The organism is Flavobacterium quisquiliarum (assembly GCF_019308285.1).
GTDB classification, from domain to species: domain Bacteria; phylum Bacteroidota; class Bacteroidia; order Flavobacteriales; family Flavobacteriaceae; genus Flavobacterium; species Flavobacterium quisquiliarum.
On record NZ_WWEM01000037.1, the window covers coordinates 54,320 to 79,525 of the forward strand.

Below are 25,206 nucleotides of genomic sequence, written 5' to 3' on the forward strand. Positions count from 1 at the left end.
AGTAACTTTTTAAAAAAGAAAGGCGTTCTATTTTTAGAACGCCTTTCTTTTTTAAAAACAATGTTAAATTCTTAATAAAAGACTAAAAAATCGAAAACATGTGCAATTTTGAATTTGTTTTGAGTGGAATAATTATAAATATGAGCTATATTCGCATCACTTAAACAAAATAACATGAAAAAAGTAATTTTATTCTTGACCATGTGCCTTATGACTTTCCCTATGAGAGCCGATGAAGGAATGTGGTTTTTGATGTTTATCGAAAGATTGAACCATAGAGATATGGAAAAAATGGGCTTGCAATTGACAGCCGAAGAAATTTACAGTATCAACAATCATAGTTTGAAAGATGCGATTGTACAATTCAATGGTGGATGTACTGCCGAAATCGTTTCAAATACTGGTTTGGTATTGACAAATCACCACTGCGGATATAGTGCCATTGCTGAACTTTCGTCAGCAGAAAGAAACTATTTAAAAGATGGTTTCTGGGCTAAAGACCGTAGTCAGGAAATGAAACCAAAATCTTTGTTTGTTCGTTTCTTCGTTCGTATGGATGATGTTTCTAAAAGAATTTTATCTAAAGTAAACGATCAAATGACAGAAACGGAAAGAAACAAAGTGATTCAGCAGGAAATCAATTTGATCGAAAAAGAAAACAGCGAAAACGGAAAATATACGGTTTCTGTTCGTCCTTTCTTTCAAGGAAATGAATATTACTATTTTGTTTACCAAGATTACACAGACGTTCGTTTAGTGGGAACACCACCAGAAAGTGTTGGTAAATTTGGTGGAGATACAGACAACTGGGAATGGCCTCGTCAAACTGGAGATTTCTCTATGTTTAGAGTGTATGCAGATAAAGACGGAAATCCTGCCGCTTATTCAAAAGACAATGTGCCTTTAAAACCAAAACATTATTTACCAGTAAGTATTAAAGGTGTAAAAGAAAATGATTTTGCCATGATCTTAGGTTATCCAGGAAGAACAAACCGTTGGATGCCAGCCGGAGGAATTGAGCAAAACATTAAATATGCTTACCCTGCTTGGGTTGAAGGTGCTAAAACCGGAATGGATGTAATGAAAAAGTATATGGATAAAGACGCAACTGTTCGTTTACAGTACGCTTCTAAATATGCTTCTACAGCAAACTACTGGAAAAACCGTCAAGGTATGATCGATGCTTTAACAAAAGCAGGAACGGTTGATACTAAAGCAGAACAAGAAGATAAATTTTATGAGTGGGCAAGCAAACCTGCAAATAAAGAAAAGTATGAGAATGTAATTCCAACAATCAACGATTATTACAGAGAAACAAACTTAAAAGCACGTCACGATAATTATTTGACACAGCTTTTACGTACTTCTGCTTATGCAACTGCGCCAGCTAATTTAGGAAATGCATTAATTGCTTACTACAAAGAAAATGATGCAAAAAAAGCAGAAATGCTTCCTAAAATCAATGCATTAATTGAAAGTGTTTATGGAGAATTTTATGCGCCATTAGAAAAAGATATTTTAACTGCACAGTTGAATTTATATGCTTCTAAAGCTGCCGAATACGGACTTGCTCCAGAAATTGCAAAAATGAAAACAGCTAACAACGGCGATTTTACTGCTGATGTAGCAAAAGCAACAGAACAAAGCTACTTTACATCTAAAGAAAAAATATTAGGATTTTTAGCAGATCCGAAACCAGTAGCAATTACACACGATCCGTTGTATATCATTTCTAATGATTTATTGACTAAATACCGTTCTAAATCAGACGATCAGGCAAAAGCCGATGATGGTTTTGCAACGGCTTTCCGTAAATTGGTTGAAGGTTTAAGAGAATCTAAATTAAACGCGATTAAATATCCAGATGCAAACTCTACTTTGAGATTGACTTACGGAAAAGTTCGTGCTTTACCTGCTGATCCTCGTAATGATGCAAAAATCAACAACTATACTACAATGGAAAGTATGGTTAAAAAATACAAAGCAGGGGATCAAGAATTTGACTTGCCAGCTCGTTTATTAGAATTGAATAAGAAAAAAGATTTCGGACAATATGCTGATAAAGCAGGTTACATGCCAGTAAACTTCTTAACTGATAACGATATTACTGGAGGAAATTCAGGTTCGCCAGTTCTTAACGGAAAAGGAGAATTAATCGGTATTGCTTTTGATGGAAACATCGAAGCTATGGCTGGAGACGTTATTTTTGATTCTAATTTACAAAGAACAATCAACGTAGATATTCGTTATGTACTTTGGATTATCGACAAATACGCAGGAGCGAAAAACATTATCGACGAATTGACGATTGCTAAATAATCTCAATTTCTACAATTTTTTCCGCCACGAATTCACGAATTAATTAAATAAAATTCGTGAATTTGTGGCGGATTTTTTTATTGAACTTTCACTCGAATTCCTTTTGTATGGCTTGCAAATTCTGGAGCGTACATGCTTTGGATTGTTGTAATTCCGTTGGAGAACTCACCACTGTTATTTACTCGAATATCATATTCTAAAACATAAGTTCCTTTTTTAATTTGGTCAAAGAACAAATGTGTGGCCACATCTTTTGTACTCATGTAATAACCTAATCCATTTTTATATTGGTATTCAGAAAGAACATTGACAGGTTCAAAACAAGAGGCACGCATATCTTTTAAATGAACATACTCAGTATCTTCTCTTGAGGTAATGATAAGTCTAACCGTAACCAAATCTCCAATTTTTAATGGATTTTTTGTTGTGATTTTTTCTAATTGATTTCCTTTTAGAGTGCTTTTCTTTAGATACAATTCTTTCGAAACAGACAAAACAGCACCCGAATTGTTTTTGATTTTGTCTAAATCTTCGAAATATTGCCAATAAACACCACCAAAACCTGGAACTTTAGATTTGTTTTCGATTTTGATGGAAGCCATTTCTTTTTTGATTTCATCGGCTTTCCAGTTTAGTTTGATGTAACCTGTTTCAGCTTCTTTTTCATTTTCGGCTAATTTTTTGGTCATGATTTTTTCATCTCCCAATTTGATAACCGTATTGTCTTTTACAGAAAGCCAGTCGGTACCTTGCATTAATAAAGCATAAATGGCTTCGGTTGTAGATTTTGTTGTGGGCCAGTTTTTGGTTTGTTTGTTTTTCAATAACCAGATTTTCATTGCATCAACCGATTTGGTGTCGTTATTTATTTCGGCGAAAGCCTCAATCAATAAAGCCTGAGTTTCTATTGGAGCCTGATACCAATACCATCCTGATTTGTTGGCAATCCAGTACATTCCCCAGTCTTCGTTGTTTGAAGATGTTTCTTTTAAACTTTCGATGATTTTCTTAGCACTTTCTTTTTCTCCAAAACGATTCAAAGTCAAAGCGGCCAACCCTTTTTCATATAGAGAATAATTCAGCCAATCTTTTTTAGCAGTTTCTAAATATAGTTTTGTTGCTTTTTTCAAAGTATCAGATAAAGGATATTTCTCTAAATAAAAACTTCTGGTATAAAGATAATGCAGGTCAGAATAGGGATTGAGCCAAATTAATTTATCGCTCTTTTTTAGATTTTTGGTTGTGCTTTTATAGTACTCTAAAAATTTAGAATCAATAAACGGAATCGCAGTAGCTGTAATCTGCTCTAATTGAGATGTATTGTTGTTTTTTTGAAGTTTTTCCAAATGTCCGAGACCAGCTAAAATATGTCTCGTGATGTATTCATTTTCGTAATTTCCTCCAAACCATGAAAAAGCACCCGAAGGCAGTTGTTTTTGTTTTAATTTTTGAAAAGTAGCTTCCTGAGAAGTTTTCATTTTCTCTAAGTCAAACAAAAGCGCTAAATTCTTTTTCTTTTCATCTTCAGATTGAGCGTCATTCAGCCAAGGAGTTTCTGCTAAAATAAGTGATTTTAATTCTTCATTTTCTTCCAGTTTTGAATTTGGAGTTCCTTTTTTTCTCCAAGTTTCAAAAACATTCGCAATTTTTGGATTACTTGAAATGATTTCTGTAGCCAAAGCATTGGCATAATAACGTGCAAAAGTTTGTTCAGCACATTCATGTTCATATTCCATTAAATAAGGAATTGACTGAATCGCAAGCCAAGTTGGGTTAGAAGTATATTCTAGTGTAAATTGATGATTTTTTAATGTTGTAGAATTATTGTTTTTTAAATTCTCAAATGTATATTCTTTAGTTGAATTCTCGCGAACCCAAATCGGAATACTTTCAGTTACCAGCATATTATTGGTCAAAACAGGAATAATATTTTCTTCTCCATCAGAGAAATTACATGCTTTTGCTACGATTTTGTATTGAACGCCTTGTAAACCTTCAGGAATTGTAATTGTCCAGTTTGCCGTTGTGTTTCCGTAACTCGGAATTGTAAAGTTTTTGATGTTTTTTAAGTTCAGCATTTTGGCATCAATCGGTTCCATAGTCACAGCATCAAAAAACTGTAAACTTGCAATTCCGGTTTTTGCTTCAGCCGTAAGATTTGAGATTTTGGCACTGATTGTAATTGCATCTTTTTCTCTAAAGAATCTAGGGAAATTTGGTGAAACCATTAATTCCTTTTGAGTAACAATGTTTTTCTCTAAATGACCAGAAACTGCCTCTTTGTTATGTGCCATTAAACGAAGTTTCCAAGCCGTTAAAGCTTCAGGTGATGTGAAATTGAAACTTACATTTCCAGTCGAATCTGTTTTTAGATGTGGAAAAAAGAATGCTGTTTCGGAGAGATTTTTTCTAGTTTTTACCTGCGTCAACAATTCCATTGCTTTTTTTGTGGTGATAATAATAACACCGTTTGCACCTTTACTTCCATAAAGAGCTTTAGCTTTATCAGCGGTTAAAAAATCTATAGATAAAACATCTTCAGGATTTATTTTGTTGAAATCACTTTCTGATAAGATTTCTCCATCAATGATATATAATGTTGATGTATTTACGGCCATTGATGTTAGTCCGCTTACGATTTTTTTACCCGGAATAAATTTTATTTTATCTGTTTGATAATAATATTCAGGATTTTCAGTCGTTTCACTTGCGTGAGCAACAACAGGCTTTACGAATTTAACTTGACTAACTTTGATAGGAGATCTTTGAACAACATCACCTCCTTCAGTCACCATAGCATTTACCGGCCCAGCTCCTACAGGTTCATCAACAGTTAAAACAGCGTCTGGATCTCCTTTAATAGTTACTGCTCCCACTTTTCCATCTTTAATATCTACTATAGTCATCCCAAGATCACCAAAATGGCTATAATTGAAATTAAAACCAAACCAGTTTAATTGTGTTTCTTCATCCTCAAAATAAGTAGCGCCAACATATTCATTAAGATTATTTACTTCCATGTGGGTTTTGGCTAAACCTAAATCAGTTTTAAAATTAATACTGTTGTAAGTGTTACGGTAAATATTCAAGTTCTGCCAATTTTTGATGCTGAATTGGTCTAAAGAACTGTCATACATCGAAGCTAAAACTTCGGCTTCGATTTTTGTATTAACACCATTTAATTTAAATGACCAGTTTTGTGGACTTCCGGGTTCAATTTTACTTCTAAAACTTTCAACAGTCCATTCTAATTTTGCTTCTGGCTCTTTAAGTGCGACATCAAGCATTTGTGTATAACTGTAATTTTCGAAAACACTTTCAAAACCTAATTTTATTTGGTTTTCAAATTCATCCTTTAACGGAATTTTAATTACAGTTTCATTGTTTTCTAAATGAAAAATATCTTCAAAGAAAACACCGCTTTGGTAATTGCCACTCACAATAATATAAAGATCAGGAATAGGAGAGGTTACTTTTACTAGTACAAAGCCATCTTTTCTTGGGTCATCATTGACTTTTTTTACTGTTAGTAAACTGCCTGCATAAAATTTTTCGGCACTTTGTTTAATTTGAAATATAGAGGAATTTTCGATAGGATTATTGAAACTATCTTTAGCTGAAAAGACCATTTTATAAGTTCCCGATTTATAGTTGGAAATAAAATCTAAGACAATTTTTTTGTCTTTTTGCGTGTCTACCTTTTTGGAGAATACTAAAACTTCTGCAATTTTATTTTCGTCTTCATTTTTATTGATTTCATAAGGAAATAGTTTTTCAAAATCTTCATCTGAAATACCCTTTATATCTGGCTGTTGAAAAATTCTGCGTTTAAATTTACTAGGAAAAGTACTTACTAAATATAATTTTACTTCGCCTTTGGCAGCCAAAAATTCTCCGTTCAGATTGGTACTTGATAATGTTATTTCGTTTTTGTCTTTAGTTTCTATAATTGAGGGAATAGATGCATTAAGAATCAAATCATGATAGCCGACTTTTACAATTGTCTGTGCAGTATGTGTTTTGCCATTTAGATCTGTAACCGTTGCTTCTATTTGATAATTGAAAACTGGTAATTCCTCTTTTCTATTGTTTTTTGAAGGAAGAGCTGTAAAGTCAATTGAAAATTTTCCTGAAGCATCCGTTTTTGTTTCTCCCACAGCAAGAGTTTCTTTCTCTTCACGGCCATAATAATTTCGGTAATAACTGGTATATCGGGTTACATTGTATTTTACGATAGCATCAGAAATGGAGTTTCCAGCAAATGCTTTTGCGTTTCCTTTAATTTTAACAGCTTGATTGAGTTTAAAAGACTCTTTCTTAGGTTCAAAAGTAACCTCAAATTTTGGACGTTTGTATTCTTCTACTCTAAAGGAAGTTCTCTGGTTATAAAAATCCACTTTATACCATGGTAAGAGTTTGGACTCTTCGTTTGAAGAAATGTGAACTTTTTGAGCCGAAATACTGAAATTTCCAGTCAGTCCATTTTTAGGAAGTGCAAATTCTCCCGAAAACGAACCAAACTCGTTAGCAGTAACTTCCATTTTTTTTATGACTTGATTATTGACATCATAAACAGAGACTTCAAACCTTGCATTGGGCACAATACTGCTTTTGTTTTTGTTTTTTTGAAAAGCAATACCTTTATAAAAAACAGTCTGACCAGGTCTATAAATAGCACGGTCTAAATAAAACTCTATTTTGCCATCTGTTCTGTTATCAGGATTATATTCTGATACATGTTGTACATAATAATTTCTTTCCACCATTAAAGAATCGCCATCTTTAGATAACTCAACAAACAAATCATCGTCATCATTTGAAATTTTTGTAAAAGTAGCAATGCCTTTTGCATTGGTCTCAGTTGTAGTATTTTTAAATTTTACGACTGCATTTTCAATAGGCTTACCGGTTTTTCTGTCGAGAACTTGATAGCTTTCGATATTTTTTTGTTCAGAAGCAAGTGCCATTAAATTGGAAACTGAAATGATATCACTTGCATAGGCTTTTTCTTCTTTTGAATCTGAATCGCTTTCTACATAAATCAAATAATTTCCAAGAGTTAGTTTTGGCAGTAAAACTTCTGTTGTATAATCAAAATAGTCTTTTTTATTTAGGAGATCATAATTTTGCGAAACAACTGGAGGTCTTTTAGCAGTAATTAGTTTAGATAAACTGTCTTGTCTTTCACCTTTTTTAAATTCTTTTAATTCCGTAAGGCTAATTTTAAAAAAGGAAATTTTAAAACGCTCTACATTTTGGTAGTATATTAACGCTCTAGTATTTTTATTCGGATAAATATATTCTTCAAGTTCTAATGATAATGATTTGGAGAGAATCTGTGCTTTTTTTTCCAAAGCATCGCTTGCAGGATATGAGTTTTCATTGATTTTTACAATCTCATCAATAAGATTGAGTGCTTTAATATTGTTTTCTGGATAAGTTGTTTTGGATGCCTTTTTCACGAGGATTGAAACCTGTTCCAATTTAATTTTCTGGATAAGTGGTTTCTCTTCGGCTTTCTTTTCAATCAAAGCGAGGTAAGTTTCGAAACGATCATCTAAGTTTAAAAATGTTTCCTGACAGAATTTAACTCGTTCAAACTGATTTTCTAAAGATGGATCGATAATTTCTTTCTGTTGGTATAAGAATAGAGTATTTTTTAGGTTTGTTTCAGTTACAAAATCGAGATTAAGTTGTATAAAAGCTTCAGAATTACCAAAAAACGATTCTGTGTAAGGGACAAATTCATTTTCTGAAATTTCCCAGCGTTCTATTTTAGAGGAAAAATAAGCAATATTCTCCTCTAATAAATAGTCAAATAAAGTCTGTTTTTTAAATTTTGAATTTTTATGAAAGTAAAATAGGGTTTCATAATTGCTTAAAGGCGTACTTTTTAAGATTGATGCATTTTCTAATGTTTTTTTATAAAGTTCCGTAATCTCCTCTTCTGAATAAAAATCAGTTTCAGAAGAATCTGAATCTTCCGTTGACGTATCTAGGGCAGAAGCAGTCATGTCTACCGAAGTAGTTTCGTAATCTACTACTGAAGCAGCACTATCTACCATTATTTCGGGATCGCCATAATCGCGATAATGAATCAAGAATTTTGCATAAACCAGATTTAAAAGTGCTTTTGACGGAACTGAAACTCGGTTTATATCCCTTTTTAGATTGGTTAAAGTTTTGGTTTTAGCATTTTCGTCTAAAGTGTAAAGGTATTTTGAGGTATGAAAAAAGCATTTTATCATTTGTACTTCATCTTTTTGAATAACTGCTTTTTTGTAAATACGATCTACAATTCTGTTGGCAGATCTAATTCTTCCGACGTTTTCAAGTGCCATGATTTTTTTCCATTCTTTGTCAAACTGCTGTGCGAAAACGGTAGTGGAAACCAATAAAAATAACAGTAAAATCTTTTTCATAAAGTAGCTTTTTATATCAGAGAGTGTTTTTGTGGCGTAAAGGTTGGTTTTAATTAAAAATAAATTTCGTACAAATTACTAATTTATGTTCAAAAGCAAATAGCATTTTATATTTCCTTATTTTTGAAATATGAAAAAGTTGCTGATTTTCTTTTTAATTGTTCCAATGTACTCTTGGGCGCAATCTAATTTTGAAAAAGGAGAGAAGTTATTTCGGGCTAAGAAGTACGATGAAGCTAAACCTATATTTGAATTTGTTCTTAAAACAAATCCGTCAGATATAAAGTCACTTGAATATCTTGGCGAAATAGAAGCGCATCAAAAATCATGGGTAAAAGGGGCTGAATATTTTAAAAAACTAAAAGAATTGAAACCCACAGTTGCTGATTATTTTTTTAAATATGGAGGCTGTCTGGCGATGCATGCTGTTGAAGTAAATAAAATCAAAGCTTTCTCGATGGTTGGTGATATGAAAGAAGCTTTTGAAAAAGCAATCGAGCTTAATCCAAAACACGTTCAGGCGCGTTGGGCATTGATTGAAATTTATTTACAATTGCCTGGAATTTTAGGGGGAAGCGAATCTAAAGCAATTGCATATTCTAACGAATTAGCGCAGTTTTCTCCTGTTGACGGATATTTGTCAAGAGGAAGAATTGAAGAATATTTTAAAAGATATGATCTTGCTGAAAAAAATTATAAGAAAGCGCATGAAATTGGCAATTCAAAAGTCACATTTCAAAAATTATATAATTTATATTTGAACAAACTAAAAGACACAAAAAAAGCGCAGGATTTAAAACGAAAATTCGAAGCATAAAATAAAGATTCTAAATGAAAACACATTTCATTGCCATTGGCGGAAGCGCAATGCACAACTTAGCATTAGCACTACATAACAAAGGATACCAAGTTACGGGAAGCGACGATGCTATTTTTGAACCATCAAAGTCAAGATTAGAGAAAAAGGGAATTTTACCAGCTGAATTAGGATGGTTTCCAGAAAAAATTACTGCTGATATTGATGCAATCATTCTTGGAATGCACGCAAAAGCAGATAATCCAGAATTATTGAAAGCGCAGGAATTGGGATTAAAAATTTATTCATATCCTGAATTTTTGTACGAACAGTCTAAAAACAAAACTCGCGTTGTAATTGGTGGTTCTCACGGAAAAACGACTATTACTTCGATGATTTTGCACGTGATGCATTACCATAATATTGCAGTTGATTACATGGTAGGAGCACAACTGGAAGGTTTCGATACGATGGTTCACTTAACTGAAGAAAATGATTTTATGGTTTTGGAAGGGGATGAGTATTTGTCTTCGCCAATTGACCGACGTCCTAAATTTCATTTGTACCAGCCCAATATCGCTTTAATTTCTGGAATTGCCTGGGATCATATTAACGTTTTTCCAACATACGAGAATTATGTAGAGCAGTTTGAGATTTTCATTGCAAAAATTACTAACGGAGGTATTTTAGTTTATAACGAGAATGATCCAGAAGTAAAACGTGTTTCTGAAGCAGCAACAAATCCGATTCGAAAAATTGCGTATTCAACTCCAGAATATTCTGTAAGTGATGGTGTAACTTTATTGAAAACTCCAGAAGGCGATATGCCAATTGAAGTTTTTGGTGCGCATAACTTAAATAATTTAGCTGGAGCAAAATGGATCTGCCAAAATATGGGAGTTGACGAAGCTGATTTTTATGAGGCAATCGCAAGTTTTAAAGGTGCATCTAAACGTTTAGAAAAAATCGCTGAAGGAAAAGGTAAAGTGGCCTACAAAGATTTTGCACATTCACCAAGTAAAGTTGCAGCAACTACCAAAGCGGTAAAAGAGCAATATCCAAACAGAACTTTAGTGGCTTGTTTAGAATTGCATACTTACAGCAGTTTGAATGCCGAATTCTTAAAAGAATATGAAGGCGCTTTAGAATATGCAGATGTTGCCGTTGTTTTTTACTCTCCAGATGCTGTAAAAATTAAACAGTTGGAGGAAGTAACTTATGAACAGATTGCAACTGCATTCAACAGAAAAGATTTAATTATTTATACTAATCCAGCTGAATTTAAAGAATATTTATTCAATTTGAATTTAGATAATTCTGCACTTTTATTAATGAGTTCTGGAAATTACGGAGGTTTGAATTTTGATGAAGTAAAAGGGTTGATTAATTAGAGAATTAATCAATTTAAAAATTAGATAATGGGCCGATTGTTGAAACAATCGGCTTTTTTTATTGGAATTTGAAATTTCAGATTTGGAATTTCATTTTAGTACTTTTTATTTTTAAAGTTAATAAAAATTAAAATCGATTGCATTTATTTGAAAGGTTTTTCTTCTTTTTGTATATATTCGCTTTTTATATGATGTGATTATGGATGAAGGGCATTTCGCGATAAGAGATTGGTCAGATGATGATAAACCTCGTGAAAAATTAATGAAAAAAGGCAGAGATGCTTTGAGTGATGCCGAATTATTGGCGATTTTAATTGGTTCTGGAAGCAGAAATGAATCGGCAGTTGCATTAAGTCAAAGAATTTTGGCGACAGCAAAAAATCTAAATGCTTTAGGTAAAATGTCTATTTCACAGTTAATGAAGTTTAAAGGGATAGGTGAAGCAAAAGCAGTTTCAATTGTTTCTGCATTAGAGTTGGGAAGAAGACAAAGAGCAGAAGATGTTTTAGTATTAAAAAGAATAACTTCGAGTAAAGCGGTATTTGAAATAATGCAGCCAATTATTGGCGAGCTTCCGCATGAAGAATTTTGGGTGCTTTTTCTTAATAATTCAAACAAGGTAATTTCTAAATCACAATTAAGTAAAGGAGGTATTGCGGGAACAGTTGTAGATATGCGATTGATTTTTAAATTAGCATTAGAAAACGGAGCTACAGGTTTGATTTTGTGTCATAATCATCCCTCAGGAGATTTAAAACCAAGTAATGCAGATAAACAAATCACGAAGAAAATTAAAGAGGCGGGAGAAACTTTAGATGTTAAAGTTTTAGATCATTTGATTATAACTGAATCAAAATATTATAGTTTTGTAGATGAAGGAATTTTTTAATCTATGAATACAAATATTACTGACATTTTTTTTGATTTAGATCATACACTGTGGGACTTCGATAAAAACTCTCAAATGGCCTTTGATCGTATTTTTAAGAATAATTTTGAAGGAATTAAAATTGAAGACTTTATTGAAAAATATGTTCCTATAAATCAAGAATGCTGGAGATTATATCAAAATGACGAAATTACGCATCAAGAATTGCGTTACAATAGATTAAAGCTTTCTTTTGATGCTTTGAATTATATCATGACAGATGAAAATATTGATCAGATTTCGAATGATTATATAGAATTTCTTCCTGATAATAATTATCTTTTTGATGGAGCTATTGAAGTTTTGGAATATCTCAAACCAAAATATAAACTTCATATTATTACCAACGGATTTGCAAGTGTACAGGAAAAGAAAATTAATAATGCTTCATTGGGAGGTTATTTCAGTACTATAACAAATTCTGAACTAGCAGGTGTTAAAAAGCCAAATAGTATTATATTTGATTATGCATTAAAGTTGGCTAATACATCAAAAGAAAATAGCATCATGATTGGAGACGATTTTGAAGCTGATGTGACAGGTGCATTAAATGCTGGTTTAGATGCAATTTTTTTTAATGAAAGAAAGCTGGATGTTTCTGGTGATTATAAACAAATAAACCATTTATTAGAACTAAAAAAATATTTATAATGATGAAAATTAAATTTTTACTTACTGCAATTTTATGTTCAGTTGTTGGATTTGCGCAGTCTGTTTCTCTTAATGATTACAAAGCAGTAATTATACCTTTGAAATATGATTTCATGAAAACTGATAATCAGTATCGTTTAGCAACTTTAAGTAAACAAAATTTGAATAAAGCTGGTTTTGAAGCTTTTTATACAAACGAACAACTTCCTGAAGGTTATACAGACCGTTGTCAAGTTTTATATATTGATGTAGTAAAAGACAATGCATTTTTAGTAACTAAACTTTTTGTGCAATTTAAAGATTGTTATGGTCAGGTTGTTTATACTTCTGAGGTTGGAAGAAGCAAAGAAAAAGAATATGAATTAGCTTATAAAGAATCACTTGAAAATGCCTTTAAATCTGTTTATGCATTGCATTATAAATATAGTGGTAATACTGTAGTGGTTTCTAGAACTAATACACAAGCGCAAGTGCCAACAAAGGTTACAGCCGAAACTTTGGCAGCGGCAGCTCCAGTTGCAGCTACTCAAGTTGTAGCGGTGGCTCCATCACCAGACTTAAAAGATCCAAATTTGTTATATGCACAGCCAACAGAATCAGGGTATCAATTAATAGATAAAACGCCAAAAGTGGTAATGAAACTTTTAAAAACTTCACAGCCAAATGTTTTTATGGCGATAAAAGATAATGTTCAAGGTTCTTTAATCCTGAAAAATGATGGTCAATGGTATTTTGAGTCTTATCAAAATGACAAATTGGTTTCAGAAAAAATTACAGTAAAATTCTAAAACATAAGATACGGATTAATAACCGTATTTATCTTTCCAACGGTTCTTTAAAAATTCGCGGTTGCTGTTCTCTCTAGAATTGCTTCCAGGATTGTAAAGAACCGTTTCTTTTATAGCGTCGGGAAGGAATTCTTGTTCAGCAAAATTGTTTGCGTAGTCGTGCGAATATTTGTATTCGTCGCCATATCCCAATTCTTTCATTAATTTGGTAGGAGCATTTCGTAAATGAATAGGAACTGGTAAATCTCCTGTCTGTTTTACCAATTGCTGTGCATTTCCAATAGCCATATAAGAGGCATTGCTTTTGGGAGACGTAGCAAGATAAATAGCACATTGGCTTAGAATAATTCGACTTTCTGGATAACCTATTGTAGTAACCGCCTGAAAAGTATTATTGGCCATTATAAAAGCGGTCGGATTTGCATTTCCGATATCTTCACTTGACAAAATCAGCATTCTTCTGGCAATAAATTTTACATCTTCACCACCTTCGATCATTCTGGCAAGCCAATAAACAGCCCCATTCGGATCGCTTCCTCGAATAGATTTTATAAAAGCAGAAACAATATCGTAATGCTGTTCACCAGTTTTGTCATATAAGACCGTATTCTGCTGTACTAATTCTAAAACACGATCATTGGTAATTGTAATTTCATCGCCGGCTGAAGCATTAATGACAAGTTCAAATATATTGAGAAGTTTTCTGCCGTCACCACCTGAAAGACGTAATAAAGCTTCGGTTTCTTTAAGGTTAATGTTTTTTGTAAGTAGATAAGTGTCAGTTTTCATTGCGCGCTCTAATAAAGCTTCTAAATCGGCTTTTGTAAAGGCATTTAGTATGTAAACTTGACAGCGTGATAATAATGCGGGAATTACTTCAAAACTTGGGTTTTCTGTTGTTGCACCAACCAACGTAATCCAGCCTTTTTCGACCGCAGCTAAAAGTGAATCTTGCTGTGATTTACTGAATCTGTGAATCTCATCAATAAAAAGAATAGGATTTTTGGCAGTAAATAGTCCGCCACTCTGTTTTGCTTTGTCAATAACATCACGAATATCTTTAACTCCAGAATTTATGGCGCTCAAAACAAAAAAAGGTCTTTTTGATTCTTGTGAAATAATTTGTGCCAATGTCGTTTTTCCTGTACCAGGAGGTCCCCAGAAAATCAAAGAAGGAATAATTCCTTTTGAAATTTGCTGTGTTAAAGATCCAGTTGGACCAACCAAATGCTGCTGGCTAATATAATCTTCTAATTTTTGCGGACGAATGCGCTCTGCTAACGGTGCTTCCATTTTACAAAATTACTGTTTTTGGTTTTAGATTTTGTCTATTACAAGTTAAAACAATCGTTGTTGAGAGAAGATTGTTATAATTTGAGACAAGTTTTTTATTTATGAATATGACAAAATATCAGTAAAATATTTTTGGATAGTTTTTTGAGTTCATAGAATTATTATTTGTGCTCAATATGAACGATACTAATTTAAAATTTTCAAATTCGGTTATTGGACTTCCGCTATTTTTTGTCCTTTTTTTGTGGATTATTTATTGGATGCAGATTCGTTTCGATTTTGATTTCTATCAATACGGAATTTATCCTCGAGATATAGTGGGGTTAAGAGGCGTTTTGTTTAGTCCTTTTATTCATGAAAATTTAGAGCATCTTTACAACAATAGTATTCCCCTTTTTATATTATTGGCGACCATTCAATTTTTCTATCACAAACAGACTTTTGGAGTAATTTGTTATGGAATTTTGTTATCGGGATTTATTACTTGGGTTGTTGGACGAACCAATTTTCATATTGGAGCAAGCGGTTTGATTTATGTTTTGGTTAGTTTTATTTTCTTTAAAGGAGTTCAAACTCGATATTATAGATTAGTAGCTTTATCTTTAACGGTTATTTTGCTTTATGGCGGTATGATATGGTATGTTTTTCCAGATGTAGATCAATCCATTTCTTGGGAAGGACATTTGGCAGGTTTAATAACAGGTTTTGTTTTGACACTTTTTTATCGAACACCTGAATATGCAAAACCAATTGTTTATGATTGGCAGCGACCAGATTTTGATCCAGCTTTGGATCCCTTTATGAAGCATTTTGATGAAAATGGAAATTTCATCAATATTCCAAAAGAAGAAGAGGAGAGTCTGCCAGACTTTTTTTCTTCTAGTCATTCCGTAAATTATATTGTAACAAGAAAATTAGATTCGGAGGACAAAATCTAGTTAAATGCTTTTTTTGAGATTAAATCAGTAAATTTGTTTATGTAACGATTTAATTTCTAGGGCTATGTGTAAAATAAAGTTGTTGGTTTTATTCTTGATTTTTATTTTTAACTATAATGCTGTTGCACAATGTGAAATTAAAAATAGGGTTCAGGCAGATGGAAGCATGCTGTATTATTTTGAGCCGGAGGTATTTTATTCCACTAAATCAAAATCTTTAAAAATTAACATTGTTACAGACAAAGAACATTATTTTGTGGCATTGCAGCCAACTCCATTTCCTGATAAGAAAACGGGAAAAAAAATCAAAGATGATTTAATTATTCAACTTGCAGATAATAATACATATAAATTAGCGCATTACGACACACAATATCGAAGAAACGATTCTATTATGCAGGTTCTTTATTTAATTGATGATAAAGATATTAGTGCTTTTTCAAATTATGAAGCAGTAACAGCTGAAATAAATATGGCAGGAACTGAATTTGTGAGAAAATATAATTTTAAACTACATAAGAATGCAATAAGAGAACAGTTGATATGTTTTTTAAAAGAAGAAGAAAAGTAAGTTATTCTTCATCTTTTATTTCGTGATTGTGTTTACTGTTGATTTTCTTTTTAAGGTTGTCGAGAAAGTTGTTGAAACTAATGGTTAAGGAAGCAGCATTTGTTGTCTGATTTCCATTATTTCGAGGTAAAAATTCATTACAATAAGTTAATTCGACCTGAATATCATCTGAAAACAAATATCCTGCGCCAGCCATAAATCTATTTCTGTCAAAAAAACTTTCTCCTGTAACTTTTGCACCGGATTTTAGGCATATCTCGTCTGAAGCGACTGCGTATATTACACCTTCTCTTAAGACTTTACTTGTTATGGGTTGCAAATACTTTATTTGCTGTCGATATCTAAAAACATTTTCATAATCTTCATCTTGATTTCTCATATGCCGAAATTCCATTCGCATTCTTGTGCTTAGAGTATAACCTGTCTTATGAAAGAAGTAAATTCCCTGAAGGGCAAACCGCCATTCGGGAGATTTAAATTGTCCTATTTCGGGAACATCTTTGTTGTTAAAGTAGGCTATAAAAGAGGAGAATTTCCATCTCGGAGAAAAGTAGTAATGTCCCCAGCCTCTAACAGATCTTTGAATGGTATTATCAAATAAATTGGATGAAGATTCGGTACTGCTATAGGTTGCTCCTAAATCTATTTCAGTAGACCATTTTTCGCTTAAGGTTCTGCTAAATTGGATCTCGTTCCAAAATTGGCTGTATGTAGTATTTTGTCCGTAGCTGTTTGTAATCATCAAGATTACAAACAGACATCGAACTATGTTATTTATTCGTTTTGGATTAGATTTTGAAAGCATTAATTAAAGTTTTTAATTATTCATTCTAATCTTATTCTCAATACAATTTAACTTCTTTGACGAACAGTTTCGTATAAAAATGCCCCACAGGCAACAGAAACGTTTAAGGATCCTATAGAGCCAAACATTGGCAGTTTTGCTTTTTCGTCTACAATTTTCAATACAGAAGGATTTATACCTCGATCTTCCGACCCCATGATTATAGCAACGGGTTCTGCTAAAGATACGTCGTAAATATTTTGATCTGTTTTTTCAGTTGCGGCTACAGTTTTAATTCCAGAACCTTGTAGATAGAAAATAGCATCTTTAATGTGTTCTACTTTACAGATAGGAACATTAAATACAGCTCCAGCAGATGTTTTAACAGTGTCTCCATTTACAGGTGCCGAACCAGCTTTTTGAATAATGATTCCGTTAACGCCTGTACATTCTGCGGTTCTAATGATTGCTCCAAAATTTCTAGCATCAGATATTTGGTCTAATATTAAAAATAAAGGTTTCTTTCCAGATTCAATAGTAGATTCAATAAGATGTTCCAAATCAATAAAACCAATAGGAGAGATGGTTGCAACAGCACCTTGATGGTTGTTTGGAGTAAGACGATTTAATTTTTCTACAGGAACATAAGAGAAGTTAATGTTTGCACGTTTCATTACCTTCATTAAATCTTTCATTAAGTCTCCAGAAATATCTTTCTGTATAAAGACTTTATCTACTTCTTTTCCTGCTTGAATTGCTTCTATAATGGCCCTGATGCCAAATATTTGATGTTCTTTTTCCATTGGACAAATATAGGTAATAATATGTTTCTATAAAAAAAAGCAGGCTGTTCATTGAACAGCCTGCTTCATTATAATAACTTTTACTATCTACTATTGTAAGTAGTAAGGAGTTTTTGCATTTACAGTGAATATTTCAGCACTAGAAACGTTTGGAACGTTAGCACTATTTGATGAATATTCAGAAGTAGGGTAGATTAATCTGTTTGGTGCATTAGTTTGGATAACACCTACAGGAAGTGGAGTTTTTGGATATCCAGTTCTTTGTTGGTCAATGTATAACTCGATTCCGTGCCATTGAGCTAATGCAAGATATTTTTGAGTAATAATTGCATTAATTTTGTCAGCAGAACCTGTCCAGCCTAATCCATTACGAGAATCAATTGCAGCAAGATAAGCTGTAGGATTAAGTGCTGGAATTTGAGCTGTTGTATTAGTTCCCCATAGTTTTGAGTTGAAAGACATAGAAGCATTAATACCATCTAAAAATAAAGCATGGGCATCTCCGCTTATGTAACCTCTTTGCACAGCTTCAGCTTGTAAGAATTTACTTTCAGCAAGTTGCATAACATACGCATCTCTAATCATACCGTTTTCGTCACTTCCAACTCTTCCGATATAAAATGCACTCATTCTAGAAATTGGATCCACTGGGAAAAGACCAAGTGTATTACCAATCCAAGTACCAGCACCAGGGCTTCCAGCAGCAACTGCAGCAAACATTCTAGGTCTTCTTGGATCTACAATTCCAGAAGAGTTGATATCGCTATTGTTTAAATCTCCATTTAAGATATTAATAATGAAAGCACCACCAGCATTTGCTCTATTTGCAGATGTCCAGTCACTAAGTGCTTCGTTTAGACCATAAAATCTGTATAATGGAGATCTTTTAGAGTTATCACTTGAGTTATAACCAGGATTACATGCAACGTCAGCAGTAACAAAGTTTTGTAATGCATTTAATTCAGCAGCACGAGCAGTTCTTAAAGCCACAAGAGTTGCGTCAGTAGTTTTAGATAATCTTAATACAAGTTTTAACTCAACAGTATTAAGGAATTTTATCCATGAAGGAATATCTCCGTGAAAGATAATATCTTCTGATCCTAATTCTACAGCATCAGTACTAGCAAAATAAGCTCTTGCTTCGTCTAATTCCTTAAATAATGCAGGAATGATTAATTTATCATCGTCATATTTAGGAGCAGGGATGTCATTTTTAAAAGCTTCAGTGTAAGGTACATCTCCGTATAATGCAGTAGCATAGTCCATTAACATAACTTTGAAAATTTTAGAAATTCCAAAGTGATATTTGTAATCAGGAAACTTATCTTTTTTATCTAAGATATCTTGAAAGTTATCTGCAAAAAGAAATGTTGATTCAAAAGCTGTTGGATAACTATTACTATCAAAAGTATAGGTCCAAGCTGGGTCATTAGAAGTAAAACCACTGTTTAATCCCCATACATAAGTCATTCTGTTACCATAACTTGATAACACGTTTAACTGGTGATTAGTATAGTTGTTTAAAGCTCCCGCAAGCATTTGATTTGGCGCGATCGCATCAAAGTTGGCGTTGTTTGATTGCTTTTCATTTACATCAAGATAATTCTCGCATGAGGTAAATAAAAATAAGGCAAACATACTGCTGAAAAATATTTTTTTCATAATGTTTTTATTTTAAGTATTAAAAAGTCGTATTGATGCTAACACCAAAAGTACGAGTTGATGGATATTGTGCATCACCGATGAAACCAAGACCATTTCTTGAGGTATTAGTTAAAGTACTGTTAGCACTAGGGTTTCTAGCTGCTGTCGATGTTGATGTATTCACTTGGTTAGAAGCTTCAGGATCAGCATATCCTTTGTTGCTAGATGCTAAAATAATGAATGGGTTTCTAGCGTTAAGACTCACTTTGAAAGTTTGGATTCCAGCTTTCTCTAAAACTTTTTTAGGGAATGAGTAGCTTACAGCAATTTCTCTTACTTTAAATGCTGTTGCATCAATTAAGTTGTGAGAACCTACACTAGCTGCTTGGTTAAAGTAAGCTTGAGTTCTGTTAGCAGCTCCAGTTAAACTTGAGAAACCTCCAGTTAATACACTTGTGTTTGGAATATAATCTCCAACAGTTGCAGTTGCAGGGTTGTCAATTACAGATCCTGGGTATAAGAAACCTACGTTTCTGTCGAACTCAGCAGAATCAACTAAGTGACCATTCCAAGTTAAGTTGTATTTAGTTTGAGATAAGAAGCTGTGACCAGTTCTGTAGTCCATTGTGAAAGATAAACCAACTCCTTTGTATTCGAAGCTGTTTGTTAAACCTAAGATATAATCTGGAGTAACTTTTCCAAGATTTTTGAAAGTTGCATCTGGAGTTGGACGTCCTTGAGCATCAACAATAACGTGACCTTCTGAGTCTCTCATCCAATCTGTACCAGTAATGTAAGGGAAAGATAATCCTTTTACAGCAGAAATATCTCCGTTGATTTGAGAGTTACCTCCATCAGTGATAACTACTTTGTCAGTATCACCAGCGCTGATTACTTTAGTGTCATTTGAAGTATATGAAACTCTTGCATTCCATTTGAAAGTTGGAGTATTGAATGGCATAACTGCTAAATCAATCTCGATACCTTTACCTTCTAATTCTCCATTATTAGATTTTAATGTTTGTAAACCAGAAGCAGAACTTGCAGAAGCATCTGTAATTAAATCTGTTGTTCTAGTAAGGTAACCAGCAACATCTAATGTAATTCTATCTTTTAAGAAACCAAAGTTAATACCACCTTCATAAGTAGTATAAGTTTCTGGTTTGATATTCGGATCAGTTGGGAAATAACTATTGTTGTAAGAGTTTCCTGTGTTTGGGAAAGGGAATCCTGTCGCAATTTGAGCTAAATCTAAAATATTGTATGCCGCTACTGGATCTAATGAACCTACTTGTGTGTAGTTAGCATATAATTTTAAGTTACTTAAAACAGATTTGTCTTTTAGTGCTTCGATAGCATTTGTTGCTACGTAAGATACACCGGCAGATGGGTAGAAGTAAAATTGATTTCCTACTTTAGCAACACTCTGTCCTTCATAACGACCTGTTAAGTTTAAGAACAAGTAGTTTTTGTAACTAAAATCAACGTTAGCAAATGTTGCAGTTGATCTTGTTTCGATAGTTCTGTTATCTAAAGTAGATGGGTTCGCTGGATTAAGAACGTTTGAAATGTTGTATAATCCTGGAATTTCTAAGTTAGTACCCCCTTGAGAGATTCTTTTGCTATAGTTATATTGCATATTTTGACCTACGTTGAACTTTAGTTTTAAAGCATCAGATAAATCGTAGTTAAAGTTAGCCATAATATCACCATAGTAGAATGTTGAGTTCAAGTTAGACTGATAGAATTCAGAAGGTGAATCAAATCCTCCATCAGCATCAGCTGGTGAAATAGCTTGGTTTGAGTAAGAAACTTGATTAGTATTTCTCATCTGAACAGAACCATTGTAAACAAGCTCGATGTTTTTGTTGATTTCATATCCAGCGTTCATACCTAAGTTAACAAAGTTCTTAGTTTCTTCTAATCTGTTGTTTTCTCTTGCCCAGTAAGGGTTTTGGTAGTAACCATTCCAGCCATATAATCCTCTGTCTTTAAATTCCGTGATTGGAATGTTTGAAGCAGCTTGTAATAAAGTTGTTAAAAGAGTATAATCAGAACGAGATGTAGCAGCATTTACGTTAGCTTGTTTTGTTCTTTGATTTGTGAAAGTAAAAGTACCACCAACAGTGAATTTGTTGATTTTCTTACCAGCAGTCAATACAACTGTGTTTCTGTTTAATTCGTCTCCTTCTAAGATAAAGTCACGTCTAACATTACCTAAGTTTAAGTTAACATAACCTTCAGCACCACCAGCACTGATGTTTAAGTTGTTTTGTAAAATAGTACCTGTTTGGTAGAATTTTTTAATCTCATCATTACCTAATGCGCTATATGGAGCCATAATTGAGTTTCCATTAGCATCTGGAATACCAACTGGTTTGATTGATCCATCTAATAAAGGACCCCATCCACCATTTTCTTGTTGATCTTGTAGGTTGTACCATCCTTGACCATATCTTTGTTGTCTTTCTGGAACAAAGCTTACTTTTTCAATGTCTGCAGATGAATTGAAAGCTACAGTTAGGTTTTCGTTACCTTTAGATCCTTTTTTAGTTGTAACCAAAACAACCCCTTGTTTACCTTGAGAACCGTATAATGCAGCTCCTTGAGCTCCTTTTAATACAGTTACGTTTTCAATAAGGTCAGATGGGATTGAAGCCATAACGTCAGCTGTAGAGATAACGTTATCAATTACTACAAGAGCTTCAGTGTTACCTGTGAAAGATAACATAGAACGGATTCTGATAGAAGTTGTTCCTCCTACACCGTTTGTAGTGTTGTTAATTGTTAAACCTGATACTTTACCAACCAATGAACGAACAGCGTCAGGGTTAGAAGCGGCTTTTAATTCGTCATTATTAACTGTAGAGTAAGATGATGTTACTGCAGATTTTTTCTTTTTAATACCTACAGCTCCCGATACAATAACTTCTCCAAGTTCTACTGAATCATCTTTTAATTTGATGTTTACATTTGTAGAACTTGCTGCTACTTCCTGGCTTTTCATACCGATGTAGCTAAATACCAAAACTTGGCTTGGAGATGCTTTGATAGAGAATTTACCATCAAAATCTGTTTGTGTTCCAGTTTTTGTTCCTTTAATCAATACACTCACACCTGGAAGAGGCATTCCTGTATTATCAGAAACAGTTCCCGAAACAGCTCTTTCTTGCGCGAAAGTTAGTTGCGCAACTAGTACCAATAAAAGCACTAGGAATCCATTGAACTTTAGTTTCATTTTTAAATATTTTGAATTAGTCCGACAAAAATCTTAATAATTTGTTAATCTACCTAATTTAAAATGCTTTTTTTTTCGTTAAATAATGAATTTACTACTAGAATTTAAATTTTTATCATTAAAAATAGAATATCTTTGAATTATTCTTGTTTTGATAGGTTCAATTTGTTAATAATTTAAAATTTCATTGTTAAGAGAAATGTTAAATTTCAGAAAAACATGTCGATAATTGTTTTTTCTGTAACTTTTAAGTAAGAAAACTGCTTAATGTAATGTGGTTTTTATCTTAATGCCGCATTATATTAAAATAAGTCCTGAAATGGTTAAGTTTTTAGTACTCTAACTTTTATTAATAACAGTGTTTTAAAACTTCACATTATAAGAGATGTTTATAATAGTGTTATATAATTGTAAATCTGAAGTTTTCTCTCCTCCGTTGGTAAGGTTTATCTTTAGTAGGCCGCTTGTGGTTTGAATTGATGTGCCGATGCCGATGCCTATAAGTTTTTTTATTTGATTTTTGTTTGAATTACTGGTTTGGTCTTGGTATAAAGCGTAGTCTAAAATTGAATTGATGTAAAGACTTTTGGATGCTAAATATCTATATTCAGTAAGTATCATTGAGGTAAAATTGGCTTGTAAGCTGTTTTCTAAAAAGCCTCTAATTGAATTCATTCCTCCGAAACGAAATAATTCATTTGAAATATAATTGTCGCTTTTTAAGAAAAAATTTTGTGAATTTATGTTAATAAAATTTTTAGGGTTTAATTCGAAGTTATACTTAAGATTGATATTTGTAAAAAACTGATTACTAGTTCCTGCTGTTTCGGGACTGTTGTTTGTTGTTCTTTTTCCGAATCCTAATGAAGAATATAGAAAGGCTTTGTTTAAGAATATGGGATTTTCATAATCTGTTTTTTGGTAGTCAAAAGTGGTGGTTAAGTATGAGTTGTTGAAATCACTGATTGATGAATTGTTTGTATTTTGAATATCGCTGGATTCTGTTGATTGATATCCGATATAAAGTTTTGAATTGTAGTTTAAATAATATCCTAAGTTGATATCGGTTTTAGTGTTTTGGAAAGTGCTGTCTTGTTTAAATATGTTTAATTGCGCTTTTATTCCTATAGGAGATTGAAATATATATGGGATTTCAATTTTAGTATTAAAAGTTTTTTGTTGGTTACCATCGCTTTTCCAATACAATGAGAATTTTTCTCCAGCACGAAGTGTGTTGATTAAAGAAATGTCTAGGTATCCATTTAGAATAAGTTTTTTGTTGTCATCATTTGAAAAACCGATATAACCATCAAATGTGTTGGCTTTTCTTTTTTCTATATAAGTGTAGACTTTGGTTGAGTCTTTTGTAAAAAGTATTTCAGGGTATTTTGTTTGGGATATGAATTCGAAACTATTAATGTCGGTGTAGATGTTTTTAACAGTTTCCTGATTAAAAGTTCTGTTTAGATATTTTTTATTTAATTGTTTTAAAGCTCCTTTTGGGAAAAAATCTTTTGAATCCGAGTTGGCATAATTTAGAATAATGGAGTTTAAGGCTCTTTTTTTTTCGGAATCTAAATTTAGATCAGCATAAATTATCGAATTCTTTTTGATGATATTTTTCAGTTTTATCTTTGTGAATGCAAAGCCTTCTTTTTCTTTGTTGGATATTTCCTGGTTTAAAAAATTTTCTAGTTCAGAATAAGGAATAAATATGCTGTCTTTTATTGGTGCTTGATTGTTGTAAAATGAATTATTTGCTCCTATATATATATGTATGCTTTTTGTCTTGTTTTTTAGATCGATTGTTGTATTGAAGGTACTGTCGTTTGTTTTTTTGTTTTCCAGTATTTCAAGGTCTGTATATCCTTGTTTTGTTAATTGGTTTGTGACTGCGTTTATTTCGTTATTTAGGGATTTTAAATTAGGGTGTTTTCTGTTATATGAAATAGAGTCAATTGTCTGGTTTTGTTTTTTATTCGTTCCGTTTATATTTAAGTAAAATGATTGGGCAAAAGAACCAGAGGTGATTAGGAAGATAAATATGTTTAGTAATTGTTTCAAAAGCAATTGATTTGTTATTTAAATGTAAAGCAAATATCCAACGTTTCTTCGTTAAATCATAGATATAAATAATGTTGTTGAAAATTAATGATTTAACGTTTGTATAGTGAAAAATATTTTATACATTTGCAACCCCGTAAAAAGCGGGAATTTAATAAACATAATAATTTTTAGTATTAATTATGCCAACAATTCAACAATTAGTAAGAACAGGAAGAACTCAGATCACTAAGAAGAGTAAATCGGTTGCTTTAGATTCTTGTCCTCAAAGAAGAGGGGTTTGTACGCGTGTTTACACTACTACACCAAAAAAACCAAACTCTGCAATGCGTAAAGTTGCGCGTGTACGTTTGACAAATGGTAATGAGGTGAATGCTTACATCCCTGGAGAAGGACATAATCTACAAGAGCACTCGATAGTATTAGTGCGAGGTGGAAGGGTAAAAGATTTACCAGGTGTTAGATATCACATCGTTCGTGGAGCGCTTGATACGTCAGGTGTTGCAGGAAGAACGCAAAGAAGATCTAAGTACGGTGCTAAACGCCCAAAAGAAGCAAAAAAGTAATTTAAAAACT

General features: G+C 32.7%; 16 protein-coding genes. 9 read left to right on the forward strand and 7 right to left on the reverse strand.

Annotated features, from left to right (window positions below):
* The first annotated feature begins 174 nt into the window (after positions 1–174).
* On the forward strand, positions 175–2,319 hold the full coding sequence (locus GSY47_RS19755) for a S46 family peptidase (protein WP_179002161.1): 2,145 nt from the start codon (positions 175–177) through the stop codon (positions 2,317–2,319).
* A 77-nt stretch (positions 2,320–2,396) separates the two neighbouring features.
* Here GSY47_RS19755 and GSY47_RS19760 read toward each other — a convergent pair whose 3' ends face one another.
* Positions 2,397–8,741, reverse strand: a complete 6,345-nt coding sequence (locus tag GSY47_RS19760; protein WP_219071515.1) for an alpha-2-macroglobulin family protein — start codon at positions 8,739–8,741, stop codon at positions 2,397–2,399.
* Positions 8,742–8,871: 130 nt separating this feature from the next.
* On the opposite strand from GSY47_RS19760, the gene GSY47_RS19765 reads away from it, so the two are divergent.
* From GSY47_RS19765 to GSY47_RS19785, 5 genes are all read left to right on the forward strand, one after another.
* Complete coding sequence (locus GSY47_RS19765) at positions 8,872–9,558, forward strand: tetratricopeptide repeat protein (protein WP_179002165.1); 687 nt, start codon at positions 8,872–8,874, stop codon at positions 9,556–9,558.
* A gap of 14 nt (positions 9,559–9,572) precedes the next feature.
* Positions 9,573–10,928, forward strand: a complete 1,356-nt coding sequence (locus GSY47_RS19770) for a UDP-N-acetylmuramate--L-alanine ligase (protein ID WP_179002167.1) — start codon at positions 9,573–9,575, stop codon at positions 10,926–10,928.
* 199 nt (positions 10,929–11,127) lie between these two features.
* The gene (gene radC / locus GSY47_RS19775) at positions 11,128–11,817 is read left to right on the forward strand and encodes a RadC family protein (protein ID WP_179002169.1); all 690 of its coding nucleotides are present in this window, start codon (positions 11,128–11,130) and stop codon (positions 11,815–11,817) included.
* A 3-nt stretch (positions 11,818–11,820) separates the two neighbouring features.
* A complete protein-coding gene (locus GSY47_RS19780; protein ID WP_179002171.1) occupies positions 11,821–12,507 on the forward strand; it encodes a YjjG family noncanonical pyrimidine nucleotidase in 687 nt (228 codons plus the stop codon).
* A gap of 2 nt (positions 12,508–12,509) precedes the next feature.
* Positions 12,510–13,295 (forward strand): hypothetical protein, encoded by a 786-nt coding sequence (locus GSY47_RS19785; RefSeq protein WP_179002263.1) that lies wholly within the window; start codon positions 12,510–12,512, stop codon positions 13,293–13,295.
* Positions 13,296–13,310: 15 nt separating this feature from the next.
* Here the strand turns inward: GSY47_RS19785 and GSY47_RS19790 are convergent, their stop codons facing one another.
* Positions 13,311–14,588, reverse strand: coding sequence for a replication-associated recombination protein A (locus GSY47_RS19790; RefSeq protein ID WP_179002173.1), 1,278 nt, complete (start codon positions 14,586–14,588; stop codon positions 13,311–13,313).
* A 176-nt stretch (positions 14,589–14,764) separates the two neighbouring features.
* Here GSY47_RS19790 and GSY47_RS19795 point away from each other — a divergent pair, with 176 nt between their 5' ends.
* Together GSY47_RS19795 and GSY47_RS19800 are read left to right on the forward strand one after the other, a co-directional pair.
* Positions 14,765–15,526, forward strand: coding sequence for a rhomboid family intramembrane serine protease (locus GSY47_RS19795; RefSeq protein ID WP_219071516.1), 762 nt, complete (start codon positions 14,765–14,767; stop codon positions 15,524–15,526).
* An 82-nt stretch (positions 15,527–15,608) separates the two neighbouring features.
* Entirely contained in the window at positions 15,609–16,097 is a 489-nt protein-coding gene (locus GSY47_RS19800; RefSeq protein WP_246611361.1) for a hypothetical protein, read from the forward strand.
* A 1-nt stretch (position 16,098) separates the two neighbouring features.
* Here the strand turns inward: GSY47_RS19800 and GSY47_RS19805 are convergent, their stop codons facing one another.
* From GSY47_RS19805 to GSY47_RS19825, 5 genes are all read right to left on the reverse strand, one after another.
* Positions 16,099–16,902 (reverse strand): DUF2490 domain-containing protein, encoded by an 804-nt coding sequence (locus GSY47_RS19805; RefSeq protein ID WP_179002177.1) that lies wholly within the window; start codon positions 16,900–16,902, stop codon positions 16,099–16,101.
* Between the two features lie 47 nt (positions 16,903–16,949).
* On the reverse strand, positions 16,950–17,684 hold the full coding sequence (gene rlmB, locus GSY47_RS19810) for a 23S rRNA (guanosine(2251)-2'-O)-methyltransferase RlmB (RefSeq protein WP_179002179.1): 735 nt from the start codon (positions 17,682–17,684) through the stop codon (positions 16,950–16,952).
* Between the two features lie 90 nt (positions 17,685–17,774).
* Positions 17,775–19,346 carry a SusD/RagB family nutrient-binding outer membrane lipoprotein gene (locus GSY47_RS19815; RefSeq protein ID WP_179002194.1) on the reverse strand — a complete coding sequence of 524 codons (1,572 nt, stop codon included), beginning with the start codon at positions 19,344–19,346 and terminating at the stop codon, positions 17,775–17,777.
* A gap of 19 nt (positions 19,347–19,365) precedes the next feature.
* Entirely contained in the window at positions 19,366–22,566 is a 3,201-nt protein-coding gene (locus GSY47_RS19820) for a SusC/RagA family TonB-linked outer membrane protein (RefSeq protein ID WP_179002195.1), read from the reverse strand.
* A 363-nt stretch (positions 22,567–22,929) separates the two neighbouring features.
* A complete protein-coding gene (locus tag GSY47_RS19825) occupies positions 22,930–24,630 on the reverse strand; it encodes a BamA/TamA family outer membrane protein (RefSeq protein WP_246611362.1) in 1,701 nt (566 codons plus the stop codon).
* A 182-nt stretch (positions 24,631–24,812) separates the two neighbouring features.
* Between GSY47_RS19825 and rpsL the strand changes: the two genes are divergently transcribed.
* On the forward strand, positions 24,813–25,196 hold the full coding sequence (gene rpsL / locus GSY47_RS19830; protein ID WP_007136570.1) for a 30S ribosomal protein S12: 384 nt from the start codon (positions 24,813–24,815) through the stop codon (positions 25,194–25,196).
* Positions 25,197–25,206 lie beyond the last annotated feature (10 nt).